The following is a 24,608-nucleotide window of genomic DNA, read 5'->3' as shown; positions in this document are numbered from 1 at the left end:
TCAGCCGCGGACCGCGAGCGCGTCCACCTCGAACAGCATTCCCGGCAGGGCGAGCGCGGCGACGCCGAGCAGCGTCTGGGTGGGCGGTCGCTCGCCCCAGATCTGCGCGATCTGCTTGCCGAGCACGGTCAGCTTGTCGAGGTCGTGCTCGACGATGAACGTCCGCAGCTGAGCGACGTCACCGTAGTCGAGCCCCGCGGAGCGCAGCGCGGTTCCGAGGTTGGCGAAGGCCCGCTCGACCTGTCCGGCGAAGTCGTCGGTGGTGGTGTGACCCTGTGCGTCCGAGTCGTACTGACCCGCGATCAGCACGAGCTCACCGCTCACCTTCGCGACATGGCTGTAGCCGAATCCGGTGGGATCGTGCAGGTCGGCGGGGTTGCTGATATCCAAAGGCATGGCGTCTCTCCTGTGTGCGCGAATGGTCGGCACAGAGGAGACGACGCACCGCCGGCGAGTGTGACAAACCGCTAGCGTGCGTCCAAGGGGTGGGGTCCGGTACTGAAGGGGTTGGGCTCTTCGTCGGCGAGAACGCCCACGAAGGGCTCGCCCTCACCGGCGAACACGTACGCGCCGTCGGCGATGCGCTCGATGAGGCCACGCGTCCACCTTGCTTCGCTGTCGGCCGAGTCGACCCACATGTGCATGATCTCGCCGATGTGCCCGAGCTGCCCCGGTCCCTGCTCCGGGGTGTAGTACTCGGTCACCGAGGTGCGCCACTGCTCGAGCTTGCCGATGCGCTGTTCGAGCAGGGTCACCACCTCGTCGCGGGGGAGGTCGACCATGAACCCGATGCCCGCCGAGAGCATGTCCACCTTCTGGTCGTAGGAGGTGAGGGCCTCGCGCAGCAGGGTGAAGTACTCCTCGGTGCCCGCCTCGGTCAGTTCGTACTCGACGCGCGGAGGTCCGCCGACGGTGCTCTGCGCGACTTCGTGGGCGAGTAGCAGTCCCTGCTTGGCCGACTGCTTGAGCGCGTGGTAGATCGACCCGGGTTTGGCGTTGGACCATTCGTGGGCGCCCCAGAACTCCAGGTCGTTGCGCACCTGGTAGCCGTGTGCGCGCCCGTGCTGACGGACCGCGCCGAGAACCAGCAGCCGGATCGCTGACATGGCCGTCTCCCTTCCGTGTGGTGGCAACCAAAGGTAGCAGCGGATCAAGTTTGACTACTCAGGCCAGTAATCAAGTTTGACTAATTGAGCTCACGAGCGTACGTTCACCCACTTAGTCAAGTTTGATTAATGGAAGGGTGAAGTGAGCGACCACGAGATAGTCGTCGAAGGTCTGCGCAAGAAATACGGCGCGAAACAGGCACTCGACGGACTCGACCTGGCTGTGCGCACCGGAACCGTGCACGCCGTACTCGGCCCGAACGGCGCGGGCAAGACCACCGCCGTGCGTATCCTCGCCACGCTGCTTCGTCCCGACGAGGGCCGGGTGGAGGTGGCCGGTCTCGACGTGCGTACCAGGGCCGACGAGGTCCGCGCCCGCATCGGATTGCTCGGCCAGCACGCCGCCGTCGACGAGGAACTCAGCGGCCGCCAGAACCTCGAGATGTTCGGTCGGCTCTACCGGTTGGGTGCACGCGGTGCGAGCGCACGCGCGCAGGAACTGCTGGCCCGTTTCGGGCTGGCCGACACCGGCAAGAAGGCGGTCAAGCAGTACAGCGGCGGTATGCGCCGCCGGCTCGACCTGGCCGCCTCGCTCATCTCCGCGCCGCGGGTGCTGTTCCTGGACGAGCCGACGACCGGACTCGACCCGCGCGGGCGCACCGAGGTGTGGAACTCGGTGCGCTCCCTGGTCGACGGTGGCGCCACCGTCCTGCTCACCACCCAGTACCTCGAGGAAGCCGATCAGCTGGCCGACCACATCTCGGTGATCGACCACGGCAGGGTCATCGCCGACGGCACGGCCGACGAACTGAAGGCCGACACCGGCGGCGACCGCATCGACGTGGTGCTGCGCGACCCGGCCCACCTGACCCGCGCGGCCGCGCTCATCCCCGGCGATCCGGTGATCGATGAGGACCGCCGGATGGTCAGCGCCACCGTCGGCGACCGGATCGTCGCCCTCACCGAAACCGTCCGGGCGTTGAGCGACAACGGCATCGAACCGGAGGACATCGCGATCCGCCGCCCCACCCTCGACGAAGTGTTCCTGCATCTGACCAAGGAGAACGCGGCATGAGCGTCACCCACCCCCACCCGGCCTCGACACTGAGCGCGGCGCTGACCGACTCCTGGACCATGACCCGGCGCGAACTCGCGCACTGGGCGCGCCAACCCGTCCAGGTTGGCGTCGGCCTGGTGTTCCCGGTGATGATGCTGCTGATGTTCGGCTACCTGATCGGCGGCGGACGCGGCATCGACGGCGACTTCACCGACTACCTGGTCCCCGGAATGCTCACCATGACAATGGTTTTCGGCCTCGACGCCACCATGGTCGCGGTGACCCAGGACCTCGGCAAGGGCGTGATCGACCGCTTCCGTTCGATGCCGATGAACTCGGCGGCGGTGCTGGTCGGGCGCAGCGTCGCCGACATGCTCTCGTCGGTGCTCGGCCTGGCCGTGATGATCGCGGCCGGATACGCCATCGGCTGGCGCTGGCACGACGGACCCGCCGCGTTCCTGGCCGGCGTCGCGCTGTTGCTGCTGTTGCGTTTCGCGATGCTGTGGATCGGGATCTATCTGGCGATGGTCGCGGGCAAACCTGAGCTGGTGCAGACCGTGCAGCTGCTGATCTGGCCGCTGAGCTTCCTGTCCAACGCCATCGCCTCGCCCGAGTCGATGCCGTCCTGGCTGGGCGCGGTCATCGAATGGAACCCGATGTCGGCCACGGCCACCGCCGTGCGCGGCCTGTTCGGCAACCCGGTCGCCGCGGGCGACTCCTGGGCAGCCGAGCACGCGGAACTGCTGGCGGTGGCGTGGCCGGTGGCGTTGATCGCGGTGTTCTTCCCGCTCGCGGTGCGGCGGTTCCGCGACCTGAGCCGCTGACCTATTCGACGGTGACGCTCTTGGCCAGATTGCGCGGCTTGTCCACGTCGCGGCCGAGGGCGAGGGCGCAGTGGTAGGCCAGCAGTTGCAGCGGGACGGTGAGCAACATCGGGTCGAGTTCGGGGGCGACCTTCGGTACCCGGATCACGTCGTCGGCGATGCTGTCGGGAAGGTCCGCGTTGGTGACGGCGATGACCGGGCCACCGCGGGCCTTGATCTGCTCGATGGTGTTGATGTTCTTGGCGAGCAGTTCGTCGTCGGGGACGATCACCACGCTCGGCATCTCCGGGTCGATCAGCGCGAGTGGGCCGTGCTTGAGTTCGGAGGCCTGATACGCCTCGGCGTGCACGTAGCTGACTTCCTTCAGCTTCTGCGCGCCCTCGCGGGCCACCGGCCAGGCACGCACCCGGCCGATGAAGAACATGCTGCGTGCCTTCGCGTAGCGCTGGGCGATCTCGGCGATAGCCGCTTCGTCACCGATCAGCTGATCGATGGCATCGGGCACGGCGCGAAGACCCTCGACGATGCGCTGCCCGTCGGCGGCCGAGAGGTCACGCACCCGCCCGAGCAGCAGGGCGAGCATGGTGAACGACACCGTCATGTTGGTGAGCGCTTTGGTGGAGGCGACCGAGATCTCGGGGCCCGCGTGCAGGAACACACCGGCACCGCACTGGCGGGCGATCGCGCTGCCCACCGCGTTCACCGCACCGATCACCCGGCCACCCTTGCGTTGCAGTTCCTGCACCGCGGCCAGGGTGTCAAGGGTTTCCCCGGATTGGCTGATCGCCACGTACAGCGCGTCGGGGTCGACGACCGGATTGCGGTAGCGGAACTCCGAGGCCGGTTCCGCCGTGGCGGGGATGCGGGCGAGCTCCTCCACCAGTTGCGCACCGAGCTGCCCTGCGTAATAGGCCGATCCGCAACCGAGGAACACCACCTTGCTGATGCCGCGCAGTTCGCGCGCGTCCATGTTCAGGCCGCCGAGGCGCGCGGTGGCGAAGCGGTCGTCGAGGCGTCCGCGCAGGGCCCGGCGCACGGCCTCGCTCTGCTCGGCGATCTCCTTGCGCATGAAGTCGGGGTAGCCGCCGAGCGCGTAGTCCTCGGCGGCCATGTCGATGGTGGTCGGCACCTTGTCGGTCTGCTCGGGTTCGGCGCCGAGGGTGCTGGTGCGGAAGCCGTCGGCGCGCAGGGTGGCGATCTCGCCGTCGTCGAGGAACACCACCCGCTGGGTGTGGTGTACCAGGGCGGCGACGTCGGAGGCGATGAACATCTCGCCGTCGCCGACACCGAGCACGATCGGGCTGCCGTTGCGGGCCACGACCAGTTCGTCGGGTCGGCGCGCGTCGAGCACCAGCAGTCCGTAGGTGCCCTGCACGCGGTGCAGCGCGGTGCGCACGGCGGCCTCGAGCGAGTCGGTGGCGTCGAGTTCGGCCGCGATCAGGTGCGCGATGGCCTCGGTGTCGGTATCGGAGACCAGTCGCACACCGAGTGCGGTGAGTTCGGACCGCAGCTGTTCGGCGTTCTCGACGATGCCGTTGTGCACCACCGCGATTCGGCCGCTGGTGTCGGTGTGCGGGTGGGCGTTGGCGTCACTCGGCTCGCCGTGGGTGGCCCATCGGGTGTGCGCGATGCCGACATTGCCGGGCAACGTGGCGGTGTCGCCCTTGTCCCGCAGATCCTTGACCCGGCCCTGCGTCTTGCGTACCCGCAGTTTGCCCCGGTACGGCAGTGCCAGACCCGCCGAGTCGTAGCCCCGGTACTCGAGCCGATGCAACCCTTCCAGCAGCACCGGAACCGCTTGCCGATGCCCGACGTACCCGACGATTCCACACATGCCGGCTCCTTTACCCGTAGACGATGCGCCGCAACTGCCGTTCGGTGAACCGGGGAGCCGCCACCGGCCGCTGCGCGAGTTCGCCCGCGAGCAACCGCCAGATCTCGGCATTACGCACCTGCCGGGCCTGCAACTCCCCGTGCCTGCGGCGCACGAACTCCTCGGCCGTCTCGTCGAAGTATCCGACGATATCGGCGACCACCCGAGCCGCGACCCGCTCCGGAAGCCCCGTGGACATGGCCACATGCCGCACCAGCTCCGCCGAGGATCCGTCGTTCACCGCCGCAATCTTGCCCGCCGCGACTGTTTCCGCCAAGTTCCCTGCCCGATTTCGGGCAGAATTGTTGCTCATGGCACCGCGCGGGTATTCGGCGGACACTGGAACCATGGTCGACAGAGAACAACGCACCCCCTTCTACGGGGTGGTGCTGATTCTCGCAGCGCTGGGAGCAACCATGGCGGTGACGTTCTACGGCCCGACCTGGCTGCGCGTCGTCGTCTACCTCTTCATGGTCGTAGCCATCATGGTCGGCGGCGTCATGACCTTCCGCGACTACTCCCGCTGAGCTGCGATCTCACCCGCGCCCCTGGTCCCGCCAGCGGGCGAGTTCCGAGCGTTCGCGATCTGCGGGTGCTTTCGGGCGCCGCTGCCGTGGCACCATGCGTGGGTGGGTGACTATTTCGAGCGGATCGTCGATGTCGAGGTGGGTGTGGCCGAGGCGGAGGCGCTCGGCGCGCGGGTGGTGGACTGGATGGTGTCGCGTGGCTTGCTGACGCGGGAGATGTCCAGCGAGTCGATGTACAGCGGGAAGGTCGAGGCGGGTTACGTCCCCGGGCCGCAGTGGGCGGCTGTCGCGGACGACTGGGGCGCCGATTGGGTGCCCGGCCCGGTGGCCGTCATCGTCGGCCGCCACGCCCATCACGGCGGCCAGGGCGAAACCGAACCCGAGTACGCCACCTGCCCGCACTGCGCCACCCGCACCGTCATCATCGATTACCCGAATCGATGGGAAGCCGATTCCGATGTCTGGCAACCCTTTTCGACCGCGATCGAGGAATGGGTCACCACCGGCGCAGGCGACGTCACCTGTCGAACCTGTCGGACATCCGCGTCGATCACCGCCTGGACCTGGTCCGACGACTTCGCCCTCGGCGCGCTGGCTGTCGAATTCTGGCACTGGCCACCACTGCACGACACCTTCGTCAGCGAACTCGCGACCCAGCTCGGCCACCGGACGGTGCACCACACCGGCAAATTCTGACTAACCGATTCGGCTGATTCCCGACCACAGGTCGCAATGATGCTGGGCGGCAAAGGATTCGCCGGCGCTGATCCCCGCGCTGCTCATTTCGAGAGTGGAGCCGGGGGTGGTCGGCCAGTCGGCGAAGTCCGCTGTCACCGGATCGCCGGTGTGGGCGAACCGGGCCCAGCTCTGCTGAATGCGGCGGGAGAGTTGGTCGCCTGCCGGTGGCAACGGGATCGGGATGCCGAGCAGATCGGTGAACACGTAGGGGAGTTCGGCCGCGTGAAAGGCGCCGGGCAGCAACGGGTTCTGGCCGAGCGGTGCTTCGTTGAAGCGGTATTGCCAGACCTCGGCGCCACCGGCGCGCGCGGCCTCGGTAGTGAAAAGCGCTGGGCAAGCGAAGAACCCGTCGGTGAGCACCTTTTCTTTCGCCTCGGCCGCAGAGGGGAAGTCGGCCGTCGGGTATCGGTGCAGAACCTGGCCGGCGTTGTCGCCGAACAGCTCCTGCGCCCAGGTCAGGTAATCGGATTCATTGGGGATCGTGCCCTTCAGGTAGTCGAGCAGGGCGATGAAAGCGGCACCCTCGTCGGCATTGCTGCCGACCACCAGCGGTATATCGCGCGCGGCTCCGGCGGCGAGAGCCTCTTCGGGAGTGGAGGTCAACACGACCCCGTCCTGTACGGGACTCCAGGTGACCGCCATCGAATGCAGTTCGGCGCTGGGCGAATCCAGCAGTTTCTCGACCGGAAGCGCGCGCAGGCAGTTCAGTCGCGTGTTCGGATCGTGGCAACCGAGGCTCGCCGCGTAGTCGGCCGACCGCTGGAAGGCGAGTTCCCTGTCCGGCGGTGACAGCGGGCTCCGCGCGCAGGACCCGCTCTGGATGATCGCCCGGTGGAAAAGGCCCTGTGCCAGCGGCGAAGCGAGCTGTGTGCACACACTCATCCCACCGGCCGATTCGCCGAAGACGGTGACATTTCCGGGGTCGCCACCGAACGCGGCCGCGTTCTCCTGAACCCACCGCAGCGCCGCCTGCTGATCGAGTGTGCCGTACGTTCCCGTGATGCCGCCTGTGCTGTCGGCCAGTTCGGGCAGAGCGAGGAAACCGAACGGGCCGACCCGGTAGTTGGGGATGGCGACGATGACCTTGCCCTCACGCACCAACCGGTCGGGGGAGTCGTACTGAGCATTGGAGCCGAGTACGAAGGCGCCACCGTAAAGCCAGACCATCACCGGAAGTTTCGCGCCTGCGGCGTTCTCCGGCACATAGATATCGATGCTCAGGCAGTCTTCGCTGGATTCCTGCAGCGCTAGCCCGAACGGCGCCGGAGAAGCCTGCGGACACTGCGGTCCATGCGCGACCGCCGCACGCACATCCGTCCACGGAACTGCGGGTTGCGGAGGGGCGAAACGGTTTTCGCCCGCAGTTGCGGCAGCGAACGGAACACCGAGGTATTCGACGATGCCGTTGGTGTGCCGACCGCTGATCGGCCCGCCTGCGACGGTGACAACCGTGTCGTCGGGTGCCGCGGCGGCGGGCGAAACCACCGCCGCACCGGCACTCGCGAGGACAACGGCTACCGCCAGCAACTGACGGATGAAGTTCGGGCTCCGCAACGCACGCTCCCACAGTGAAATACTTTTGAAACAAAACTACTGTAGGTGACCGGCCTCACAGAGGGAAGAGTGTGCGACCTATTCGTCCAGCACGGACAGCAGCCGCTGCAAGGCGGGCACGGCGGTTTCCAGCGCCCGTCGATCCGCCGATGACAGTTTCGCCAGCGAGTCCCGCAGCATCGCCGCACTGGCCCGGTCGTACCTGACCAGCAGTTCCCGCGCCCGCGCCGACGCGACCAGCACCGCACCGCGTCCGTCCTCGGTCGACGGCACCCGATCCACCAGATCGGCCATCGTCCGAACCAGATTGCTCACCGTCGACTGCGCCACCTTGAGCTCGTCCGCCGCCCGCCCCGGCGCCAGACCGCCATGTGCCACAAGCAATCTCAGCAGCTCGATCTGCGCCTCCGGCAGATCGGGCAATCCCTCCAGCGCCCGCGTCCGCCGCAGTACTGCCCGCCGCAGCGGTCCGAGTAACGCACTCAACTGAGCTTCGACGCCACCTGCCATCCCGCCATTCTCCCGGCCTAGTGCGCGGGATCGCCGATCAGGCCCGTCACGTCAGCGGGTGACATGGCGTGCAGATAGTCGGCCTCGATCAGGATGGTTCGGCCGATTTTCCCGTCCGCCAGGCTTTCCGGATGGGATTCACATGCGGATGGAACGCGTCTCGGCTGCCTCGGCCCGCCGCGCCGGATCCCGATCGCACGCGGCGATCACCTCCATTCCCAGTCGGCGACACCACGTCGCCAGATGTAACCCCCACCCGGTCGGCATGAGCGTCAGGGTGGCGGCAGTCGACACCACACCTGCGCAGGCAACTTCTCTGGAGATCTCTTGCACGCCAAGCAGCATGCGGAACTTTTAGTTTCGATATCATGAGTCTCGTATCTTGCTGCGAGCCTTGGACGCCCTGTGTCCCTCTATTAGGTTCGCAATTGCGCACATGAAGACTTATTCTGAATTTCGAAGCGGAAGTCAGGAGGTCGGTCGTGCTGGAGGTGTTGCGGCATCGCCGATTCCGGCGACTGTTCACCGCGCAGGTTGTCGCACTCGTCGGAACCGGTTTGTCGACGGTCGCATTAGGACTGCTCGCCTTCGACCTGGCAGACGACGATGCGGGCGCTGTGCTCGGTACCGCACTCGCGATCAAGATGGTGGCGTATGTCTTTGTGGCGCCGGTCGTTTCGACTCTCGCCGACCGTGTACCGCGGCGCGTGCTACTCGTGTCCGCGGACGTGATGCGGGCGATGATCGCCCTGTCGTTGCCGTTCGTCGGGGCCGTCTGGCAGATCTATGCGCTGGTCTTTCTGCTGCAGGCGGCGTCGGCGACCTTCACCCCGGCGTTCCAATCCGTCATCCCGTCGGTCCTGGAGGACGAACGGGACTACACCCGGGGACTGTCGCTGTCACGGCTGGCCTACGACCTGGAATCCCTGCTCAGCCCGATGCTGGCCGCGGCCTTGCTGACGGTGCTCAGCTACAACCTGCTGTTCGTCGGCACGGCCGTGGGCTTCGTGGTCTCGGCGATCATGGTCCTCGGCACACCGTTGCCGCGGCTCGTCCCGGTCGACCGGTCGGCGCCGCTGTTCACCCGCATCACCCTCGGCGCGCGCGTCATGACCGGCGATCCGGTCCTGCGCGGACTGCTGGCGCTGAACATGGTCGTCGGTGCGGCGACCGCACTTGTCGTGGTGAATACCGTTGTCTACGTTCGTGATCTGCTCGGCGGCAGCTCGGCGGCGGTGGCGCTGACGCTCGGGTGTTACGGCGCCGGATCGATGATGGTGGCGCTGCTGGTGCTGCGCGTGCTCGAACGGGTTTCCGACCGCGATCTGATGCTCACCGGCGCCGCGATCGTGCCGTTGGGGTTGGTACTCGCCGCCGTACTGATCGCATGGCCAGGCTGGGTGGCCCTCGTCGTCGGCTGGCTGGTGCTCGGAGCGGGCACCTCGATGATCAACACACCGTCCGCTCGGCTGTTGCGAGCACAATCCGACGAGGCCACCCGTCCCGCAGTGTTCACCGCACAGTTCTCCCTCTCCCACGCCTGTTTCCTGCTCACCTACCCCATCGCGGGCTGGGGCGGTGCGCTCGCCGGACAGCTCACGGCGGCGCTCACCCTGACGTTGCTGGCTACACTTGCGGCGACCACGGCCACCCGCGTGTGGCCCGCGAAGACCACCTCCACCCCGGCGGTGGTGACGGCAGAAAGGTGACGGCGATGACCGGTGAGCTCCGTCCGATATCGGAACCGAGCCTCGTCCACGCCGTCCAACCCGACCAAGCCCACCTCGAGGCCGCCACGGCAGCCTTCCGCATGCTCGCCGACGCCACCCGGCTACACATCCTGTTCCTCCTCGCCCAGGGCGAACAGGATGTCAGCGCACTGACCGAGGCCTGCGGTGCATCCCGCACCGCCGTCAGCCAGCACCTGGCGAAACTGCGCTTCACCGGAATGGTCGAAACCCGCCGCGAAGGCAGACGCATCGTCTACCGCATCCGCGACGGCCACCTCGCCCGCCTGGTCCGCGAGGGCCTCAACCTGGCCGACCACATCGTGACAGGCGAACAGCCCCACGAATAAGCCTCGCCACCTGCACCTTTCAGTACTCGAGCCAGCTCTTTCGGCCGTAGTAGCGGTCCATCTCCTCTTCCTCCTCGGGCGTCGGCTGACGGCTTCGCGCCGGAGGTTGCTCGCTGGAAGGTGACGGCCAGGGAGCCTGTTGGGTTGGCTGTTGCCTCGGGGAAACGGCTGGACGCGGTACCGGCGCGACGGGGGTCTGCGGTGGCGACACCGGAGTCGGTCGGCTCGGGCCTGCAGTGTTGTGGTCCGACGAGGGCGGTATCGCGTTGGCAGGAAGCGAAACCGGGGTGTCGCCAGTCGATGGGCGCGAAACGGGGGCGGCTGAGGTCGGTGGGTGAGTCTGTGTCGGCAGCGCCCGGCTGAGAGCGTCGGTCTTGCGTTCGGTGAGCGCGGCCAACCGGGGATCGGCTTCCAGCGCGGCGATGGCCGCCGAGATCGCCCGCTGCGATTCCTCCACAGCCGCGGTGTGCACGCGCACGACCTCCGCCACGAGTGCGTCAGGTGTCATCGCCCGGGCGGCGGCGGAGAGCTGGACGCTCTGAATGGTGCCGTCCTGGCCCACCTCGAGCCGAACGAGGCTGCTGTCGGCAGGAGCTACGGACGCGGCAAGCGAGTCCTGCAGATGGCTGACATTCCCGGCCAACGGATCGATATCGCCCACGATGTGTCTCCCCTCCACGTGTCGGGGAGCCAGGATAGCGTCAGCCCGCGTTTCGGCCGAACATCACGTCGACGAGGTCGGGGACCGTCGTGCCGAGTGCCTTGCTCAACGCGATCAGCGTCGACAACCGCGGATTCGCCGGTGCCTTGGTCTTGCGCACACCCCAGCCGTTCTCGAGCAATTGGTAGTACTGGCGGCTGATGCCCGCGGCATTCGCGACCGCTTCCTGCGTCAGGCCCCTGGCTTCGCGCAGGCTCGCCAGGTGCTGCCCCAGAATCGCCATGAGCTGCTTCTCAACGGCGGATTCGGGCACCTCACAGAGGTTTCCGAGGCATGGCACTCGCGTCGACCATCTATAGATGGCATCATGTGCGCGACCGACTTATGCCATCTATAGATGGCTCGGAGACGGCACCTCGGGGGTGGGTTCCAGAGGTCCCGTCGAGAAGGGGGACAGCTGTGGGCGCCTACGACGATCTCGACCTGGATCCCGCCGCCGCTCGGGCCCTGGCCGACGGCCTGGGAACAGCAGGCCAGGAAACTCGACTGATCGGCAAGGGCGGTGCGCTACCCGACGGCCTGCTCGCCGCGTTCGCCGGCGGTGACATCGCGGGCGCCTGCCAGGACGCGGCCCGCGCCGCCGACAAGTCGATGCAATCGGCGGGAACGGCACTGGCCGAACTTGGCGGCGCGACAGTCGCCGCCATCATCGCCTTCAAGCAGCAGGACCAAGCCAACGCGGGCGGCTTCACCGGCCTCGAAGGCGGCATCAAATGACCAAGGCCCTCACCGTCGCGCAGGTACTGAGCTGGCAGCCGGAACAATTGACCGCACTCGCCACCGAGTGGGGCAGGCAGGCCAGTGAGCTGCGCACGAAGATGGACGAGCAGTGGCGGGCGGTCGACAGTTCACGAGAAACGTGGAAGGGGTCGTCCGGAGAGGCGATGCGCGCCCGTTTCGAAATCGTGCGTACCCAGTCGATGGCCGTGCTGACAGCGTTGGACAAAGGCCGCACGACGGCGACGTTCAGCGCATCGAACTACCAAGTCGCGAAAACCCTGGTGGCGAACGCGAAGGCCACCGCCGAGGCGGCGCCCAAGAACTTTGCGGTCAAGCCCGACGGAACCTGCGAGATCACCGAGGTCAGCAAGCGTGCGCTGTATTCGGCAGTCGGGGGAGACCAGGAGAAATACAGCACGGCAATTGCCGCCCTGACCACCGACGCGGATGCGTGCACGGCCGTGTTGAAGAAGGCACTGGCGAACGCCGCCGACGTCGACACCACCGCCACCAACGCGATCAAACTCGCGTTCACTGGCTTGCCCGACGATTCTCACTTCCAGAACAGCAGCACGCTGAAGACTCCGGTGACGTTCCCGGCGCCGCCGAAAGGTGGTACGCCCGAGGACAATCGGAAGTACTGGGAGTCGCTGACTCCCGAACAGCAGGCCGAGGCGATCACAACCCAGCCCGCGACCATCGGGAACTTGGACGGACTTCCCGCGGAGGTTCGGGACAAGGCAAACCAGGCGCATCTCTCCTCGGAAAAGACTCGCCTCGAAGGGGAAGTCACCCGTCTGGCCGCCGTTGTGCAGGGCAATCCGAAAGCCACCGGTGCCGCACAGGAGTTGCAAGACAAGCAGGCGCGATTGGCTGACGTTCGTGCCATCGAAAGAACTCTTGCAGAAGGCACGGCTACACAACCCCGCATGCTTCTCGGACTCGACACCACCAGCGGTCGACAAGTACGCGCAGCGGTGGCGGTCGGCAACCCTGACACCGCCGACCATGTGTCGGTGACCACGCCAGGACTGACCTCGAATGTGCGAGAGTCCCTGCCCGGCATGGTGAACGAAGCTGCGGCTTTGCAGAGTCAAGCGCAGTTGCAATTGGGTAGCGCGGGCGCGGCGGACAACAAAGTATCCACGATCGCATGGATGGGTTACGACCCGCCGCAGAAGGGACTCAGCTATCCCACGGTGCTTTTCGAGGACAGAGCACAGGAGGCCGCGCAACCGTTGTCGAACTTCTACAAGGGCATCGAGGTGGCCAATCAGAATACCGATCCGCATATCACGGCCCTTGGCCATTCGTACGGATCGTTGGCGACCAGTCACGCGCTGCAACAACAGGGCGGAGCCGTGGACGATGTGGTGTTCTACGGATCGCCAGGTATCGGTGGTGAATTCGCCGGCGCGAAGGGTCCCTCCATCGCTGTGCTCAGCGGATTGAACGACGCTGTGGAATCGGCGGCGGATCTCGGTCTCGAACCAGGCCATGTCTACGAGATGACCGAAAAGGGGGAGCAGGTCGGAAATTTCAATGCGTTCGGCCGGAGCCCGGTCAACATGCCATGGGTCACTCATCTCAGCACCGAAGCCGTCGTAGTAGACGGCAAGACCTATACCGGCGCATACGGCCACCCGGAATATGGTCGCGTCGACGGAACGACCAACGAGTTGCATCGCAGCGGTTACAACCTGGCGGCTGTCGTCGCGGGGCTGCCTGAGAACGCGATCAACCCGGGCAGTGCCCGCCGATGAGTGAGCAACAGAACCGGTCGCCGCACAAGCGGACGGGGTCCGCTAACCGGAAGAACGCTGTCGTGCTGGCGATATCCGTCCCCATCGTCGCGGCTTTCGTCCTCGCCGTGACCATTGGGCCGTGGGTATGGGTCTCCTTGACCGAAGACTTGAACGTCCCGCCGACAAGCCAAGAGGAGACGGCCGCGGCCGCTGAAGTGCTTCGGGGCCGAGCGAGCGCGGAGGAGAAGACCCAGCAGTTCACCGCCGTGGCGCAGATGATGAGTGACGCGGCGGTGGCAATCTCGCCTTCTGTCGTTTGGTCGCCTTACGCTGCGGCCACGGATTCGACGAGGGGCTGTCCGAAGCCATTCGATCGGACTTATGGCCAGATCACATCGAAGTACCACTTCTCCGCCAGGTCGTCTTTTTCCGAGCAGCAATGGCCGGAGTTGGCTGATCGAATTCGGTCGGCAGTTCAGCCGATGGGCTTTCAGGTCGTGTTCAGGCCACGAACGGAGCCGGATAAAGGCCAATCAACGATCTCTGTCGTCGACCCGACAGGTACCGGTCGGGTGTCGCTCTTCGACTCCGCGGGACCGAGCGAAACGGTTGAACGAACCACTATTTCGTCCACTACCGACTGCCATCTGCCGGCCGACAAATTCTCCTCGCCGATACGGCCCACATCATGAGCGCTGAAACGATGGGAAGGTTCAATGGCTGATGCTGCGCAGGCCAAGGAGCTGTTCGCTGCCGCCGAGGCGGGAACTTTCGTCCTGACCGAAGCCGCCGCACATGAGTGCGCTGCGCATTTCGCTTGGTACGCAGACAGGCTGCATGCGTTCCAGGAGCAGATTCGCGCGCAAGCTCGACTGTCCGGGTTCGGTGGGTTCGAGTCAGCGCAAGAGCTGCAGGCCGGATTCGAGGCCAAAGCGAACCAGGGGTTCGACGCTTTCGTGCAGGCCGAATATGTCGCTCGCTCGATGGTTGCCGCTGTGCTCCGTGCAGCCGGATTGCTGGCGGAAGTCGATGCGGCCAACGCTGCTGCCCAACGTGTTCTCGAAGGGAAGGTCGACGCGTGAACGCATCGTTCGGCGGAAGTCGCCGCACTATTGCCTTGGTGATCGGTGCCATGGTCCTGGCCGGATGTTCGGCGGGCGGCGAAGACGGCGAAAATAGTGTCGGCTCGCCATCCCCGGCCCCTACACAGGCCGAGACTTCGGGTCCCGCTCGGCCGACGCTGACTGCCGCACATCTGCAACCTCCGTCCCAAGACAACAAGTACACCAGAGCCGGCAAGAGGCCGAAGGTTGTCGTCGACCCTTGCACGTGGATTCCTGATTCTTCGATTCAGGAAATCGGTTTCGATCCACAGTCGCGTCGACGTGGGAACGACATGATTGCCGAGTACTCCTTCCTGATATGCAATTTCAAGAAGGGCGGCGATGCATCGCTCGCTCTCGAATCCGGCAACGTCTCCCTCGACGAGGTGCGCTCGAAGTACAGCGGTCGCACCGAGGAACTGATCATCAATGGACGTCCCGCCCTCGAAGTGCGCAAGGGCGGTGCGAACGATTGTTCGGTGGATGTACAGACAAAGGTGGGATACCTGGGTATCACAGTGACCATCACGACAGACGGTCTCGTCAAGAACATGCAGCCCTGCGAGAACATCCTCGAGATCGCGACCGTGCTGGAATCTACGATCGGTAAGGACAACTGATGACTGGTGAGAACCCAGCTCTGTCCGGCCCGGCGATCGTCACCGGCATTACCGGTTTGGCACCCGAAGTCCTGCAGGCCAGTGAACTTGCCGGGACGACCCGGAAGTGGGCTACAGGCCTTGCCCAATCGGCGGCAAATGGTGCACACGACCCCGCCTACATCCGCAACATGGAGAACTTCCAGGGCATCTCCCACCAGGAGATCTTCGACCACGCCGAGCAGATGCAACCCGGATCCATGCACGCGGCCGCGGAAGCATGGAAGCTGATCGGTACCGGGATGCAGTTCGCGACAATGAATTTGGGGCTGAAGGTTCGCAAGTCGGTGGCCAGTGGGTGGGAGGGTGCCTCGGCGGACGCGATGTTGGCGGCTCTCGACCGGTTCGTCGGTGAGATGACGGCGATGCAGGACATCGTCAATGGTGTGGGGTGGCGGATCGAGTCGGCCGCGTTGGCCGCGGAGGCGGTGAAGGCGGCCGTTCCGCCGCCGCCCTCTGGTGACAAGCCAGCGGCGCCGTTCATTCTGGGGCTGGAGAATCCGGCCGTCCTGACCAGCTCGGCGCAGTCGGCCAGTGACAGCCACCTCGAGGCTGTGTGGGCGATGACGAATCACTATGTGCCGAATTATGATCCGGCAGGTCAGGGTGTGCCGACCTTCGGTGCGCCGACGGAGCCGGGAGACGGTGCGAGTATTCCTGGGGCTCCAGGGAATTCGAATCCGACCAGCGGTTCGCCCATCAGCACCGAGGATCAGTCTCCGGGCTCAGGGGATCAGGCCGGCGCCGGCGACGAGGCAGCGGCGGGTGACCAGGCGCCGGGTGTTGGCGACGAATCGGATTCGGGTGAGTACTCAGCCGACGAGGCGGGGTCGTCGGGAGACGACGACGGATCCTCCGGCGATCAAGGTTCGCCATCGAGCACAGATGAGGGCAGCACAACCGCTGCCTCGACAGCCCCCGGGGCAACCACGACCACGCCCGGCTCACCGAATAGTGCCGGGGGAGGCCCAGGTTCGAGCCACTCACCTGGCGGTTCCGGCTCGCCGGGAGGTCAGCCGGGTGCGGCCGTTCCTGGATCGGGCCGTGCGCTGCCCGGTAGCCCCATTGCTGCTGTGGTCGGGGCCGGACCAGGCGGTTCGGGCAGTGGTGGCGCGGGTGGGCGCGGGTACCCCGGCATGGCGGGCATGCCCGGGATGGGCGCTGGTCGCCGCCAGGACGATGACGAGCGCAAGACACCGGAGTGGTTGGTCAACCAGCGCAACGCCGATGAGTTGCTCGGTCCACGCGAACCCACTGTCCCTGCGGTCTTCGGCATCGACTCCGGACCGGCCCGTGAGGGCGAGTGGGAAACTCTGCGCCACAACGAAAATGACGAGGCCGCCTCGTCTCCTAGCCAGGGCGACTGGACCACACCCGACGAGCGGTCTCGATGAAGTGGCGCTTCACCCCGGACGAATTCATCTATGTCTGTAGCGAATTCGGTGCCGATAGATTCCCGCCACCGCTGCGTTTGCTGAGTTCGGTGCGGTACCGCTCGGAGTGGGAGACGATCGAGGCCTCCTGCCGCGCGCGCATCCCCGTACGCGACGACGTCGACCTACTCCCGGTACTCCGAACGATTTTCGAACCGCAAATCACGGTCGAGGTGGTCGGCCGCCGTGAGTCACCGATCCGCGCTTTCGGTGCGGTCGTCACCGACATCGGCGTCGCCGTCGTCCAACACCCCGGCGCCACAGACGAATACGGCGGCGATGTGTCCATCCAGGTGGGTTCGGTCAACATCGTCACCCGAATGGTCGCCGCGGTAGCGGGCAGCACCCCCGCCGGAACCACCTCCCGAATGGTCGAAAGACTGGATCGCCTTCGAGACCGAGGCCCGCAAGACTCTTGGTCCACAACTCCCACCCGCGAGTCCACCCGCATGCGCGACCTTTTGGCGGCACCCCGCACCGGCAGCGGCCACGTGAAGATCACCCACACCAGCAGATCCGCCTCGAGGTACGTGAGCTGGTTCGACGTCCGAAACGACGGAAGATACCTCTACACCCGACACGGCGAAGAAATCCACATCGACCCCTGCGCCGACCACCAGTTCATCGACGGCCTCCGCCGACTGGTGGACGGAAATCGGATTCAGACGACGTCCGCACGTTCAGCCAGGAATTGATCGAGCAGGTGGAACAAGACCTCGACGACGCGGAGTTCCTGCTCAGGCCTGAGATCTGTTTCGTCGTCGCGCGCGGGCAGCGCAATCTGCGTAACCAAACCCGACCAGCAGAGGCTACTCTCGCGACGAAGGTGGTTGGCGAGAAGCCACTCGCGAAAGCCGTCCAGACCTCGACCTCCGGTCCGGCGAGCCGCGTAGTCGTAGCCGTTCAGGAAGCACGTCACGCCACGAACCGTGGTGAAACCGATGAACATGCCTGGGCGCGCGGCGAACTGGAGTAGGTACTCGCGCTCCGTCAATCCGTCCGGGGCTGTCGGCTTCCACTGAGTGGCGCGTGCCCGCCGTGCGAAGTGTGCATCGAGACCTGCAGGTTTCTCCACTTGGATACTTCACCATGTCGACGGTGACCACACTTCCGGTTCAGAGGCGGGTCGGCAGCAATTCGGCGATCAAATCCTCGATGCGTTTCTTGATCTCGTCGCGGATCGGGCGCACCGATTCGACGCCCTTGCCTGCCGGATCGTCCAACTTCCAGTCCCGGTAGTCGATGCCGGGGAAGTAGGGGCAGGCGTCGCCGCAGCCCATGGTGATGACGACTGTGGACGTCTCGACTGCTTCGGGGGTGAGGACTTTGGGGGACTGGGCGGTGATGTCGATGCCGAGTTCGGCCATGGCTTCGACGGCGGCGGGATTCAGGGTGTCGCCGGGGGCGCTGCCCGCGGAACGGACCTCGATCGCATCGCCCGCGAGGTGGGTGAGGAACCCCTGTGCCATCTGGGATCGGCCGGCGTTGTGGACGCAGACGAAGAGCACCGACGGTTTGCCGCTCATTTCATGTCCTCGGAAGTGAAAGCCGGGGTAGCACCGGCGAATCGGTTGCGCAGCGCCAGCGAGACGTACACCAGGGCTACAAGAACGGGGACCTCGATCAACGGCCCGACAACACCGGCAAGAGCCTCGCCGGAGGTGGCGCCGTAGGTGGCGATCGCCACGGCGATGGCCAGTTCGAAATTGTTGCCCGCGGCAGTGAACGCGAGGGTGGTGGTGCGCGCGTAGCCCAGACCCATGACGGCACCGAGTGCGTAGCCACCACCCCACATCACGGCGAAGTACACCAGCAGCGGCAGCGCGATTCGTGCCACGTCCCATGGGTGGGAGGTGATCTGGCTGCCCTGGAGCGCGAACAGGATCACGATCGTGAACAGCAGTCCGTACAGCGCCCACGGACCGATCTTGGGCAGGAATGTCGACTCGTACCAGTCGCGGCCCTTGGTCCGTTCACCGATGCGCCTGCTCAGGTACCCGGCCAACAGGGGGATGCCGAGGAAGATCAGGACCGATTTCGCGATCTCCCAGGGGGAGGTGTCGATGGTGGTCTGTTCCAGGCCGAGCCAGCCGGGCAGCACCGACAGGTAGAACCAGCCGAGCACGGCGAACATGAACACCTGGAACACCGAGTTCAGGGCGACCAGCACGGCGGCGGCCTCGCGATCACCGCAGGCCAGGTCGTTCCAGATGATGACCATGGCGATGCAGCGGGCCAAGCCGACGATAATCAGGCCGGTTCGGTATTCGGGCAGGTCGGGCAGGAAGATCCAGGCCAGGGCGAACATGAGGGCGGGGCCGAGCACCCAGTTCAGCACCAGGGAGCCGATGAGGAGTTTGCGGTCGCCGGTGACGGTGTCGAGCCGGTCGTAGCGCACCTTGGCCAGTACCGGGTACATCATGATCAGCAGACCGATGGCGATCGGCAGCGAAACACCGTCGATCTCCACCGCACCGAGAGCGTCGCCGAGGCCGGGAATCATGCGCCCCAACAGGATTCCGGCCAGCATCGCCGCACCGATCCACAGCGGCAGGAACCGGTCGAGGGTCGACAGCTTGCCGACGACGGGCGGCTGCTCGGCGGTGGTCGCCGTGCTCACGCGTGCACATCCTCGGTGCTCAGCGCGCTGGAAATGCGGGCGAACGCTTCGGGCACCACGCGGTAGTACACCCACGAGGCACGCCGCTCACTGGTGAGCAGCCCGGCCTCGCGCAGCACCTTGAGGTGATGGGAGATGGTCGGCTGGCTCACCTCGACACCGTCGGAGATGTCGCACACGCACGCCTCACCACCGGCGCGACTCGCGACCAGTGACAGCAACCGAAGCCGCACCGGATCCGACAACGCCTTGAACACCGCGGCGAGCTCGGCCGCCTCGGTGTGGGTCAAGGGATCGCGAACGACCGGTTCCGCGCAGCACGCGGCCTCGGTCATCAGGTTCAGCTCCGACTTCGACATACATCGATATTGACGTATATCGAATCAATGCGCAAACGGTAGCGGTGACAGCCGCCCAGGATGCGCCCGGTCAGCCGCCGAAAACGTTGTCGACGACCGACTCGTCGCCATGGATCTCGACCAACTGGAGGGCGCGCGCTTCATCCAGCGTCAGCGCGCCCGCAGCGAGGCCGAGAAGGCATCCGGGATCGGCGCGTAGCCCTGCGTCGAGTTCGCGGCCGTCGTGTCGCCCGACCTCGAAGCCCGACCGGGTACCGCGCAGCTGGAAGAACTCCGCATCGATCTCGAGGCCGATCGTCACCGCACGGCGAAGCTCGACCCGTGCGTTGAGCAAGGCGGGGAGCGCGAGCGCGAGCCACCCGGGGCGGAACGAGTCACCCTCGGCCGGGCCGCGGCTCATCAGCGGCGTCGACCAGCGGATCAAGCCTTCGATCGGCTCGCGCAGCTCGGCACCCCACGGTGTGAGGGCGTATTCGACGATGCTGCCCTCGCCGGTCAACCGCCGCTCGACCACACCCGAAGCCTCGAGGTCGCGGAGCCGGTCCGCCAGCAGATTCGTCGCGATGCCGGGAAGGCCCGCCAGAAGGTCGCGGTAGCGGGCCGGGGCGAGGAGGAGTTCCCGGACTATGAGCAGATTCCATCGGTCGCCGACAACTTCGATGGCTCGGGCGAGCCCGCAGTACTGACCGTAGCTGCGCATCATCACCTACTATCGCTTGAAATTCTAAAGTGCACGTGAGATCCTCAAGCATACTCTGATGCCGAGTTCTGAGGAGACCACCATGGCCGACACAACCAAGAGCGTGCGGCCCGGTTGGGTCGACGACGAACTGTTCCCGTTCGAGAGCCGATTCGTCGAGATCGACGGGCACACCGTGCATTACGTCGACGAGGGATCCGGCCCGACACTGCTGTTGCTGCACGGCAACCCGACCTGGTCGTTCCTCTGGCGCGACGTGATCCGTGAGCTGCGCGGCGACTATCGATGCATCGCCCTGGACTACCCCGGCTTCGGGTTGTCGACGGCGAAACCCGGCTACGGCTACCTGCCGGAAGAACACGCCGACGTGGTCACCGCCTTCGTCGACCAGCTCGGCCTCGACGGCGTCACCCTGGCCGGGCAGGACTGGGGTGGCACGATCGGGCTGGCTGTCGTGCAGCGTCGACCGGCCGTCTTCGATCGGCTGGTACTCGCCAACACCTGGGCCTGGCCGGTCAACGGCATTCTCCACTTCGAGGCTTTCGCCCGCCTCGCCGGCGGGCCGCTGAGCCGCTTCCTGATCCGCCGGTTCAATCTGCTGGTCAACACCTTCATTCCCACGGGACACCGGAGGCGCAAGCCGACAGCAGCCGAAATGTCGCACTACAGCAAGGCATTGGATACGGTGGAGCGCCGTCAGGCTTGCGCCGTGCTGCCCGGCCGTGTCCTGGCCAGCCGGGCATTCTTCGCCGAAGTCGAGGCCGGACTCGCCGCCATCGCTCACCTGCCGACGCTGATCGTGTGGGGTGACGCCGACATCGCCTTCCGCGCTCAGGAGCGTGAGCGACTCGAAGCGACATTCGTCGATCACAAGACCGTGATCGTCGAGGGCGCGGGAACTTATGTGGAGTCGGACGCACCCGAGGAGTTCGTCGCCGCTTTCCGCGAATGGGCCGCGCGGTAGCGGAACCATCTGTCCGAGAACGAAATCCGGTCGATTGCGCTCAGCACACGTCGGGCCGACCGGTTGACGGCTATCCGGTCGGCCGACGGTCCTGTTACGCCGCAGCTGCTCGAACCGCCCGACGGCCTGCCACCGCGGTCACCCCGACCGTCGTGCCCGCACCGAGCACGACGGCGAGCGCATAGGGCAATGGTGCGAACGCGGCGAGCGGATCACCGGTCTTCACGACCGCGAACGGGACGGTGGTGACGAACGCTCCGAACGCACCGGTGACAGCGCTGATGATGACGGCTGCTGCGGCCTCGCCGACGAGCATCCGTTGTGACTGGCTCGCCGTCGCGCCGATGAGGTGCATGGTGGCGAACTCCGGGTGACGGCGGGCGATGGAGGCGATCAGGTTGTTGGACAAGGCGATTGCCATGAACGCGGCGATGAGGAATACCACCAGGTAGTTGATGGTCGCCATCAGTTCCCCGTCGCTGCCTGCGGCGCCGTGACGGTTCTCGATGCTCTGCATGGACAGGGTGCCCGCGGCGACCCCGATGAACAGAGTCAGGAAAGTGACCGCGGGACGTATCCGTTCCGGTGCGGTGGCGAGGTTGCGTGAGATGAGGTGCCCGGCGGGGCCGGACCGCAGGACCGGGGCCTTGGCGATCACGCGGTGCGCCGCACGGATCAGCTCCGGTGCGAGCAGGCCGGACCCGACTGCCGCGAGGACACAAGCCGGACCGGTGAGGGCGGTGGTCAGGATGTCGTCCGCATCGACCGCGAGCACGGCCGTCGACGATCCCAGACCGGCCGCGAGCGCCGCACCTGCCGCGATCCGCCGGATGCGCGTCGCACTGCCGCGCATCCGTGCCGGAGTGGGATCTTCGATGGGGCTGCGGGCGGCGATGGTGCGGCTACCGAGCCAGGCGGCGGCGACGGCCGCACCAAGCATGAGCACGGTCGCGATCGAGGGCAGCGCCGCGCCTGGTGAATAGCCGGTGGCATCGTCGACCAGGTCCGCGCTGCGGATTCCCGCGAGCAGGCCCGCGCCGAGGAGTTGTCCGCCGAGCAGGCCCGGCACCGCGGCGATGCTCGCCACGATGGCGGTCTCACCGGCGACCATCCGGCGTATCTGCGACGGCGTGGCGCCGATGAGACGGATGCCCGCGATCTCGTTCGTCCTGCCGTGCAGTGCCACCGCGATCGTCGAGATCATGGCGAACAGGACGATCGCCAGTACCCAGCCGCCGAGGATGAGCGGGAACCGCACGAGAAAATCGCGGTCGCCCTCGGCGGCGGAAAGTCCGGTGCCCAACAGACCGGCCATGGCGGTGACCAGCGCGGTTCCGGCGGCTGCGACGAGCCCGGTGGCGACGGCGGAGGTTCGGTGATGCGCGAACGAGCGCGCGGCCAGGCGCATCATCGCGACCACGCGTTCGAGCCGCGTTCGGCGGATTCGACCAGCACGGCCATCCGGTTCGCGACATCGCCCGCCGTCGGTCGCGAGAGGCGGTCGACGAGGGTGCCGTCGGCGAGGAACAGGACCTCGTCGGAGTACGACGCGGCGACCGGGTCGTGGGTGACCATGATGATGGTCTGCCCCTGGTCGGCCAGGCGGCGCAGCAGGGTGAGAACGTCACGGGCGCTACGGATGTCGAGTGCGCCGGTCGGCTCGTCGGCGAACACCAGCTCGGGGTCGGTGATCAGGGCACGGGCGATCGCGACGCGCTGGCGTTGGCCCCCGGAGAGCTGGTCGGGCCGGTGATCGGCGCGCTCGCCGAGCCCGACGTGGGCCAGGAGCGCGCGGGTGCGGTCGCGGTCGGGGCGTCGCCCGTCCAGGCGCAGCGGCAGCTCCACATTGTCGATGGTCGACAGTGCGGGCAGCAGGTTGAACGACTGGAAGACGAAACCGATCCGGCGGCGACGCAGTTTCGCCAGCTCGGTCTCGTCGAGGGCGTCCAGCGCCTGGCCGCCGAAGGTGATGCGGCCCGAGGTGGGTGGCTGTAATCCGGCCGCGCAGTGCAGGAGCGTGGTTTTGCCCGAGCCCGAGGGACCCATGACTGCCGTGAACGAACCGGGCGCGAGGTCGAGGTCGACACCGCGCAGCGCGTGGACCGACCCGCTCTCACCGGGATATTCGCGACGCAGCCCGCGCAGTGACAGCACTGGCGGGGCCGAAGTAGTGGCGTGCATGGGATTCCTCCATGTGAACGGCTGTACTAAACGATCGTTGTAAACGAACGTTTATATATACTATCGGGACATGAGCAATCGAGACAAGCTCCGGCAGGCGGCACGTGACTGTCTGCTCTCGCTGGGCTACGCGAACACGACCGTCCGCGAGCTGGTCAAGGCGTCGGGAGCCAATCAGGCGTCGATCAACTATCACTTCGGCTCCAAGGAGCGCCTGCTCACCGAGACGTTGCACGACCTCAACCGGGAATGGGGTGACGTTCTCTTCGCGGCACTCGACGGCGTGGATCCACCCGGTCCGGCGGGCAACGCGGCCAGGTGGGAACGCATCATCGCGTCGATCAACGAGCACCGGGCGCTGTGGTACGTCAACTTCGAGTCGGTGTCGGCCGCCCGTCACGACGAGGAGATCAGGGCGATGATCGCCACCGGGCAGCGCGCGGCTCGCCGCATCCTCGCCCGCGCCTTCGGCGGGCTCGACCTCGACACCGCTGATGCCGATGTCATCGATGCGGTCGGGTCTCACTACTTCGCGCTGCTGGTGGGTGTGGCCAGTCAGTGGCTCGCCGACCCTGATCACGCTCCCACCGCGGAGCGCATCGTTGCGGTCGACACATTGCGAAACTCGTAGTGCCGTAACTAGGGTGTGCCGTGTGCGCCTCGGATCGGCGAGGCAGGGAAGTGGAGGAGTTGTCCCATGAAGCAACGGTTTACGGTCGCTGTGCTCGGCGGAGCATTCGCCGCCCTGGTCGCGGCGGCCCCGGCCGCGACGGCGCAGCAGGTGGTGCCGGGGGTCGACTGCCACCGCTTCACCTGCACCAACAACACCGACGACCCCTACCGCGTCGACGCCCTCGTCCTGTGCACCGAAGGTGCGAGCGCCCGGCGCAGCGTCTGGATTCCGCCGCGCCAGTCCGCCGACCTGCCTGCCTGGTGTCCCACCGTCACGAAGCTGGGCACACCGGAACCGCCCCGCTGGGAGCTGCAGGCGGATGGGACCTACGGCTACACCTACCCCGGCCCGCCGAAACCCGAGTTGGTGCAAACGTTTCCGATGAGCGCGAATTTCCTGGGTGCGGAAATCGACCGTGATGGGCCTTCGGCCCTGTCGTCGGGTTCGTAGGCAGCACAGCGGCG

31 protein-coding genes are annotated in these 24,608 nt (G+C 66.3%); 16 read left to right on the top strand and 15 right to left on the bottom strand.

Annotation, left to right across the window (positions count from 1 at the left end; translation table 11 throughout):
- Both AB0F86_RS28420 and AB0F86_RS28415 read right to left on the bottom strand, forming a co-directional pair.
- Positions 1–396, bottom strand: coding sequence for a Rid family hydrolase (locus AB0F86_RS28420; protein WP_356987064.1), 396 nt, complete (start codon positions 394–396; stop codon positions 1–3).
- Positions 397–467: 71 nt separating this feature from the next.
- Positions 468–1,106: a PadR family transcriptional regulator gene (locus AB0F86_RS28415; protein WP_356987062.1), complete on the bottom strand. Its 639-nt coding sequence runs from the start codon at positions 1,104–1,106 to the stop codon at positions 468–470.
- Between the two features lie 142 nt (positions 1,107–1,248).
- Between AB0F86_RS28415 and AB0F86_RS28410 the strand changes: the two genes are divergently transcribed.
- Together AB0F86_RS28410 and AB0F86_RS28405 are read left to right on the top strand one after the other, a co-directional pair.
- On the top strand, positions 1,249–2,181 hold the full coding sequence (locus AB0F86_RS28410; protein WP_356987060.1) for an ATP-binding cassette domain-containing protein: 933 nt from the start codon (positions 1,249–1,251) through the stop codon (positions 2,179–2,181).
- Entirely contained in the window at positions 2,178–2,987 is an 810-nt protein-coding gene (locus tag AB0F86_RS28405) for an ABC transporter permease (RefSeq protein ID WP_225280920.1), read from the top strand. Before AB0F86_RS28410 ends, AB0F86_RS28405 begins: the two co-directional genes overlap by 4 nt.
- A gap of 1 nt (position 2,988) precedes the next feature.
- Here AB0F86_RS28405 and glmS read toward each other — a convergent pair whose 3' ends face one another.
- Positions 2,989–4,821, bottom strand: coding sequence for a glutamine--fructose-6-phosphate transaminase (isomerizing) (gene glmS / locus AB0F86_RS28400; RefSeq protein WP_356987059.1), 1,833 nt, complete (start codon positions 4,819–4,821; stop codon positions 2,989–2,991).
- 10 nt (positions 4,822–4,831) lie between these two features.
- Entirely contained in the window at positions 4,832–5,101 is a 270-nt protein-coding gene (locus AB0F86_RS28395) for a hypothetical protein (RefSeq protein WP_225280923.1), read from the bottom strand.
- A gap of 106 nt (positions 5,102–5,207) precedes the next feature.
- Between AB0F86_RS28395 and AB0F86_RS28390 the strand changes: the two genes are divergently transcribed.
- Complete coding sequence (locus AB0F86_RS28390) at positions 5,208–5,387, top strand: hypothetical protein (protein ID WP_067497001.1); 180 nt, start codon at positions 5,208–5,210, stop codon at positions 5,385–5,387.
- A gap of 102 nt (positions 5,388–5,489) precedes the next feature.
- Positions 5,490–6,083 (top strand): hypothetical protein, encoded by a 594-nt coding sequence (locus tag AB0F86_RS28385; RefSeq protein WP_356987057.1) that lies wholly within the window; start codon positions 5,490–5,492, stop codon positions 6,081–6,083.
- On the opposite strand, the gene AB0F86_RS28380 is transcribed toward AB0F86_RS28385, so the two are convergent.
- Both AB0F86_RS28380 and AB0F86_RS28375 read right to left on the bottom strand, forming a co-directional pair.
- Positions 6,084–7,679, bottom strand: coding sequence for a carboxylesterase family protein (locus AB0F86_RS28380; RefSeq protein WP_356987055.1), 1,596 nt, complete (start codon positions 7,677–7,679; stop codon positions 6,084–6,086).
- Positions 7,680–7,757: 78 nt separating this feature from the next.
- Positions 7,758–8,189 carry a MarR family transcriptional regulator gene (locus AB0F86_RS28375; RefSeq protein ID WP_356987053.1) on the bottom strand — a complete coding sequence of 144 codons (432 nt, stop codon included), beginning with the start codon at positions 8,187–8,189 and terminating at the stop codon, positions 7,758–7,760.
- 482 nt (positions 8,190–8,671) lie between these two features.
- On the opposite strand from AB0F86_RS28375, the gene AB0F86_RS28370 reads away from it, so the two are divergent.
- Entirely contained in the window at positions 8,672–9,898 is a 1,227-nt protein-coding gene (locus tag AB0F86_RS28370; RefSeq protein ID WP_356987051.1) for an MFS transporter, read from the top strand.
- Positions 9,899–9,903: 5 nt separating this feature from the next.
- Positions 9,904–10,266, top strand: coding sequence for a metalloregulator ArsR/SmtB family transcription factor (locus tag AB0F86_RS28365; protein WP_356987049.1), 363 nt, complete (start codon positions 9,904–9,906; stop codon positions 10,264–10,266).
- 19 nt (positions 10,267–10,285) lie between these two features.
- Here the strand turns inward: AB0F86_RS28365 and AB0F86_RS28360 are convergent, their stop codons facing one another.
- Both AB0F86_RS28360 and AB0F86_RS28355 read right to left on the bottom strand, forming a co-directional pair.
- Positions 10,286–10,927: a hypothetical protein gene (locus AB0F86_RS28360; protein WP_356987047.1), complete on the bottom strand. Its 642-nt coding sequence runs from the start codon at positions 10,925–10,927 to the stop codon at positions 10,286–10,288.
- 40 nt (positions 10,928–10,967) lie between these two features.
- Positions 10,968–11,210: a helix-turn-helix transcriptional regulator gene (locus tag AB0F86_RS28355; protein ID WP_356987045.1), complete on the bottom strand. Its 243-nt coding sequence runs from the start codon at positions 11,208–11,210 to the stop codon at positions 10,968–10,970.
- Between the two features lie 176 nt (positions 11,211–11,386).
- On the opposite strand from AB0F86_RS28355, the gene AB0F86_RS28350 reads away from it, so the two are divergent.
- The 7 genes from AB0F86_RS28350 to AB0F86_RS28320 are packed head-to-tail and all read left to right on the top strand — an operon-like array spanning position 11,387 to position 17,342.
- Positions 11,387–11,704, top strand: a complete 318-nt coding sequence (locus AB0F86_RS28350; RefSeq protein ID WP_356987044.1) for a hypothetical protein — start codon at positions 11,387–11,389, stop codon at positions 11,702–11,704.
- Positions 11,701–13,470, top strand: coding sequence for an alpha/beta hydrolase (locus AB0F86_RS28345; RefSeq protein WP_356987043.1), 1,770 nt, complete (start codon positions 11,701–11,703; stop codon positions 13,468–13,470). The genes AB0F86_RS28350 and AB0F86_RS28345 overlap by 4 nt, the downstream gene beginning before the upstream one ends.
- Entirely contained in the window at positions 13,467–14,144 is a 678-nt protein-coding gene (locus AB0F86_RS28340) for an LppA family lipoprotein (protein WP_356987041.1), read from the top strand. The genes AB0F86_RS28345 and AB0F86_RS28340 overlap by 4 nt, the downstream gene beginning before the upstream one ends.
- A gap of 24 nt (positions 14,145–14,168) precedes the next feature.
- Positions 14,169–14,534, top strand: coding sequence for a hypothetical protein (locus tag AB0F86_RS28335; RefSeq protein WP_356987039.1), 366 nt, complete (start codon positions 14,169–14,171; stop codon positions 14,532–14,534).
- Entirely contained in the window at positions 14,531–15,175 is a 645-nt protein-coding gene (locus AB0F86_RS28330) for a DUF3558 domain-containing protein (protein WP_356987038.1), read from the top strand. Before AB0F86_RS28335 ends, AB0F86_RS28330 begins: the two co-directional genes overlap by 4 nt.
- Complete coding sequence (locus AB0F86_RS28325) at positions 15,175–16,608, top strand: PPE domain-containing protein (protein ID WP_356987035.1); 1,434 nt, start codon at positions 15,175–15,177, stop codon at positions 16,606–16,608. The genes AB0F86_RS28330 and AB0F86_RS28325 overlap by 1 nt, the downstream gene beginning before the upstream one ends.
- Positions 16,605–17,342, top strand: a complete 738-nt coding sequence (locus AB0F86_RS28320) for an ESX secretion-associated protein EspG (RefSeq protein ID WP_356987033.1) — start codon at positions 16,605–16,607, stop codon at positions 17,340–17,342. Before AB0F86_RS28325 ends, AB0F86_RS28320 begins: the two co-directional genes overlap by 4 nt.
- Here AB0F86_RS28320 and AB0F86_RS28315 read toward each other — a convergent pair.
- From AB0F86_RS28315 to AB0F86_RS28295, 5 genes are all read right to left on the bottom strand, one after another.
- The gene (locus AB0F86_RS28315; protein WP_356987032.1) at positions 17,309–17,722 is read right to left on the bottom strand and encodes a hypothetical protein; all 414 of its coding nucleotides are present in this window, start codon (positions 17,720–17,722) and stop codon (positions 17,309–17,311) included. The two genes, AB0F86_RS28320 and AB0F86_RS28315, sit on opposite strands and share 34 nt — an antisense overlap.
- A 40-nt stretch (positions 17,723–17,762) precedes the next feature.
- Positions 17,763–18,173, bottom strand: a complete 411-nt coding sequence (locus tag AB0F86_RS28310; protein WP_225280930.1) for an arsenate reductase ArsC — start codon at positions 18,171–18,173, stop codon at positions 17,763–17,765.
- The gene (gene arsB, locus AB0F86_RS28305; RefSeq protein WP_181697812.1) at positions 18,170–19,267 is read right to left on the bottom strand and encodes an ACR3 family arsenite efflux transporter; all 1,098 of its coding nucleotides are present in this window, start codon (positions 19,265–19,267) and stop codon (positions 18,170–18,172) included. Before arsB ends, AB0F86_RS28310 begins: the two co-directional genes overlap by 4 nt.
- Positions 19,264–19,626: a metalloregulator ArsR/SmtB family transcription factor gene (locus AB0F86_RS28300; RefSeq protein ID WP_181697813.1), complete on the bottom strand. Its 363-nt coding sequence runs from the start codon at positions 19,624–19,626 to the stop codon at positions 19,264–19,266. Before AB0F86_RS28300 ends, arsB begins: the two co-directional genes overlap by 4 nt.
- Positions 19,627–19,696: 70 nt before the next feature.
- Entirely contained in the window at positions 19,697–20,326 is a 630-nt protein-coding gene (locus tag AB0F86_RS28295) for a helix-turn-helix domain-containing protein (RefSeq protein WP_356987029.1), read from the bottom strand.
- 82 nt (positions 20,327–20,408) lie between these two features.
- Here AB0F86_RS28295 and AB0F86_RS28290 point away from each other — a divergent pair, with 82 nt between their 5' ends.
- On the top strand, positions 20,409–21,290 hold the full coding sequence (locus AB0F86_RS28290; RefSeq protein ID WP_356987027.1) for an alpha/beta fold hydrolase: 882 nt from the start codon (positions 20,409–20,411) through the stop codon (positions 21,288–21,290).
- 94 nt (positions 21,291–21,384) lie between these two features.
- Here AB0F86_RS28290 and AB0F86_RS28285 read toward each other — a convergent pair whose 3' ends face one another.
- Together AB0F86_RS28285 and AB0F86_RS28280 are read right to left on the bottom strand one after the other, a co-directional pair.
- Positions 21,385–22,701: an ABC transporter permease gene (locus AB0F86_RS28285; RefSeq protein ID WP_356987141.1), complete on the bottom strand. Its 1,317-nt coding sequence runs from the start codon at positions 22,699–22,701 to the stop codon at positions 21,385–21,387.
- A complete protein-coding gene (locus AB0F86_RS28280; protein ID WP_181697816.1) occupies positions 22,698–23,471 on the bottom strand; it encodes an ABC transporter ATP-binding protein in 774 nt (257 codons plus the stop codon). The genes AB0F86_RS28285 and AB0F86_RS28280 overlap by 4 nt, the downstream gene beginning before the upstream one ends.
- 70 nt (positions 23,472–23,541) lie before the next feature.
- On the opposite strand from AB0F86_RS28280, the gene AB0F86_RS28275 reads away from it, so the two are divergent.
- The gene (locus tag AB0F86_RS28275) at positions 23,542–24,102 is read left to right on the top strand and encodes a TetR/AcrR family transcriptional regulator (RefSeq protein WP_356987025.1); all 561 of its coding nucleotides are present in this window, start codon (positions 23,542–23,544) and stop codon (positions 24,100–24,102) included.
- A 66-nt stretch (positions 24,103–24,168) separates the two neighbouring features.
- A complete protein-coding gene (locus AB0F86_RS28270) occupies positions 24,169–24,594 on the top strand; it encodes a hypothetical protein (RefSeq protein WP_356987023.1) in 426 nt (141 codons plus the stop codon).
- The last annotated feature ends 14 nt before the right edge of the window (positions 24,595–24,608 follow it).

The organism is Nocardia sp. NPDC023733, from assembly GCF_040639775.1.
Classification (GTDB): domain Bacteria; phylum Actinomycetota; class Actinomycetes; order Mycobacteriales; family Mycobacteriaceae; genus Nocardia; species Nocardia rosealba.
The sequence above is the reverse complement of the archived record's forward strand: the minus strand, read 5'-3'. Positions and strand labels throughout refer to the sequence as shown.

Excerpts from the sequence above, each read along its gene's own strand:
- AB0F86_RS28310 (WP_225280930.1), bottom strand. The coding sequence starts at position 18,173 with ATGAGCGGCAAACCGTCGGTGCTCTTCGTCTGCGTCCACAACGCCGGC.
- AB0F86_RS28295 (WP_356987029.1), bottom strand. The coding sequence starts at position 20,326 with ATGCGCAGCTACGGTCAGTACTGCGGGCTCGCCCGAGCCATCGAAGTT.
- AB0F86_RS28355 (WP_356987045.1), bottom strand. The coding sequence starts at position 11,210 with ATGGCGATTCTGGGGCAGCACCTGGCGAGCCTGCGCGAAGCCAGGGGC.
- AB0F86_RS28270 (WP_356987023.1), top strand. The coding sequence starts at position 24,169 with ATGAAGCAACGGTTTACGGTCGCTGTGCTCGGCGGAGCATTCGCCGCC.
- AB0F86_RS28290 (WP_356987027.1), top strand. The coding sequence starts at position 20,409 with ATGGCCGACACAACCAAGAGCGTGCGGCCCGGTTGGGTCGACGACGAA.
- AB0F86_RS28300 (WP_181697813.1), bottom strand. The coding sequence starts at position 19,626 with ATGTCGAAGTCGGAGCTGAACCTGATGACCGAGGCCGCGTGCTGCGCG.
- AB0F86_RS28415 (WP_356987062.1), bottom strand. The coding sequence starts at position 1,106 with ATGTCAGCGATCCGGCTGCTGGTTCTCGGCGCGGTCCGTCAGCACGGG.
- AB0F86_RS28335 (WP_356987039.1), top strand. The coding sequence starts at position 14,169 with ATGGCTGATGCTGCGCAGGCCAAGGAGCTGTTCGCTGCCGCCGAGGCG.
- AB0F86_RS28280 (WP_181697816.1), bottom strand. The coding sequence starts at position 23,471 with ATGCACGCCACTACTTCGGCCCCGCCAGTGCTGTCACTGCGCGGGCTG.
- AB0F86_RS28285 (WP_356987141.1), bottom strand. The coding sequence starts at position 22,701 with ATGATGCGCCTGGCCGCGCGCTCGTTCGCGCATCACCGAACCTCCGCC.
- AB0F86_RS28375 (WP_356987053.1), bottom strand. The coding sequence starts at position 8,189 with ATGGCAGGTGGCGTCGAAGCTCAGTTGAGTGCGTTACTCGGACCGCTG.
- AB0F86_RS28405 (WP_225280920.1), top strand. The coding sequence starts at position 2,178 with ATGAGCGTCACCCACCCCCACCCGGCCTCGACACTGAGCGCGGCGCTG.
- AB0F86_RS28340 (WP_356987041.1), top strand. The coding sequence starts at position 13,467 with ATGAGTGAGCAACAGAACCGGTCGCCGCACAAGCGGACGGGGTCCGCT.
- AB0F86_RS28325 (WP_356987035.1), top strand. The coding sequence starts at position 15,175 with ATGACTGGTGAGAACCCAGCTCTGTCCGGCCCGGCGATCGTCACCGGC.
- AB0F86_RS28345 (WP_356987043.1), top strand. The coding sequence starts at position 11,701 with ATGACCAAGGCCCTCACCGTCGCGCAGGTACTGAGCTGGCAGCCGGAA.
- AB0F86_RS28390 (WP_067497001.1), top strand. The coding sequence starts at position 5,208 with ATGGTCGACAGAGAACAACGCACCCCCTTCTACGGGGTGGTGCTGATT.
- glmS (WP_356987059.1), bottom strand. The coding sequence starts at position 4,821 with ATGTGTGGAATCGTCGGGTACGTCGGGCATCGGCAAGCGGTTCCGGTG.
- AB0F86_RS28365 (WP_356987049.1), top strand. The coding sequence starts at position 9,904 with ATGACCGGTGAGCTCCGTCCGATATCGGAACCGAGCCTCGTCCACGCC.
- AB0F86_RS28320 (WP_356987033.1), top strand. The coding sequence starts at position 16,605 with ATGAAGTGGCGCTTCACCCCGGACGAATTCATCTATGTCTGTAGCGAA.
- AB0F86_RS28420 (WP_356987064.1), bottom strand. The coding sequence starts at position 396 with ATGCCTTTGGATATCAGCAACCCCGCCGACCTGCACGATCCCACCGGA.
- AB0F86_RS28275 (WP_356987025.1), top strand. The coding sequence starts at position 23,542 with ATGAGCAATCGAGACAAGCTCCGGCAGGCGGCACGTGACTGTCTGCTC.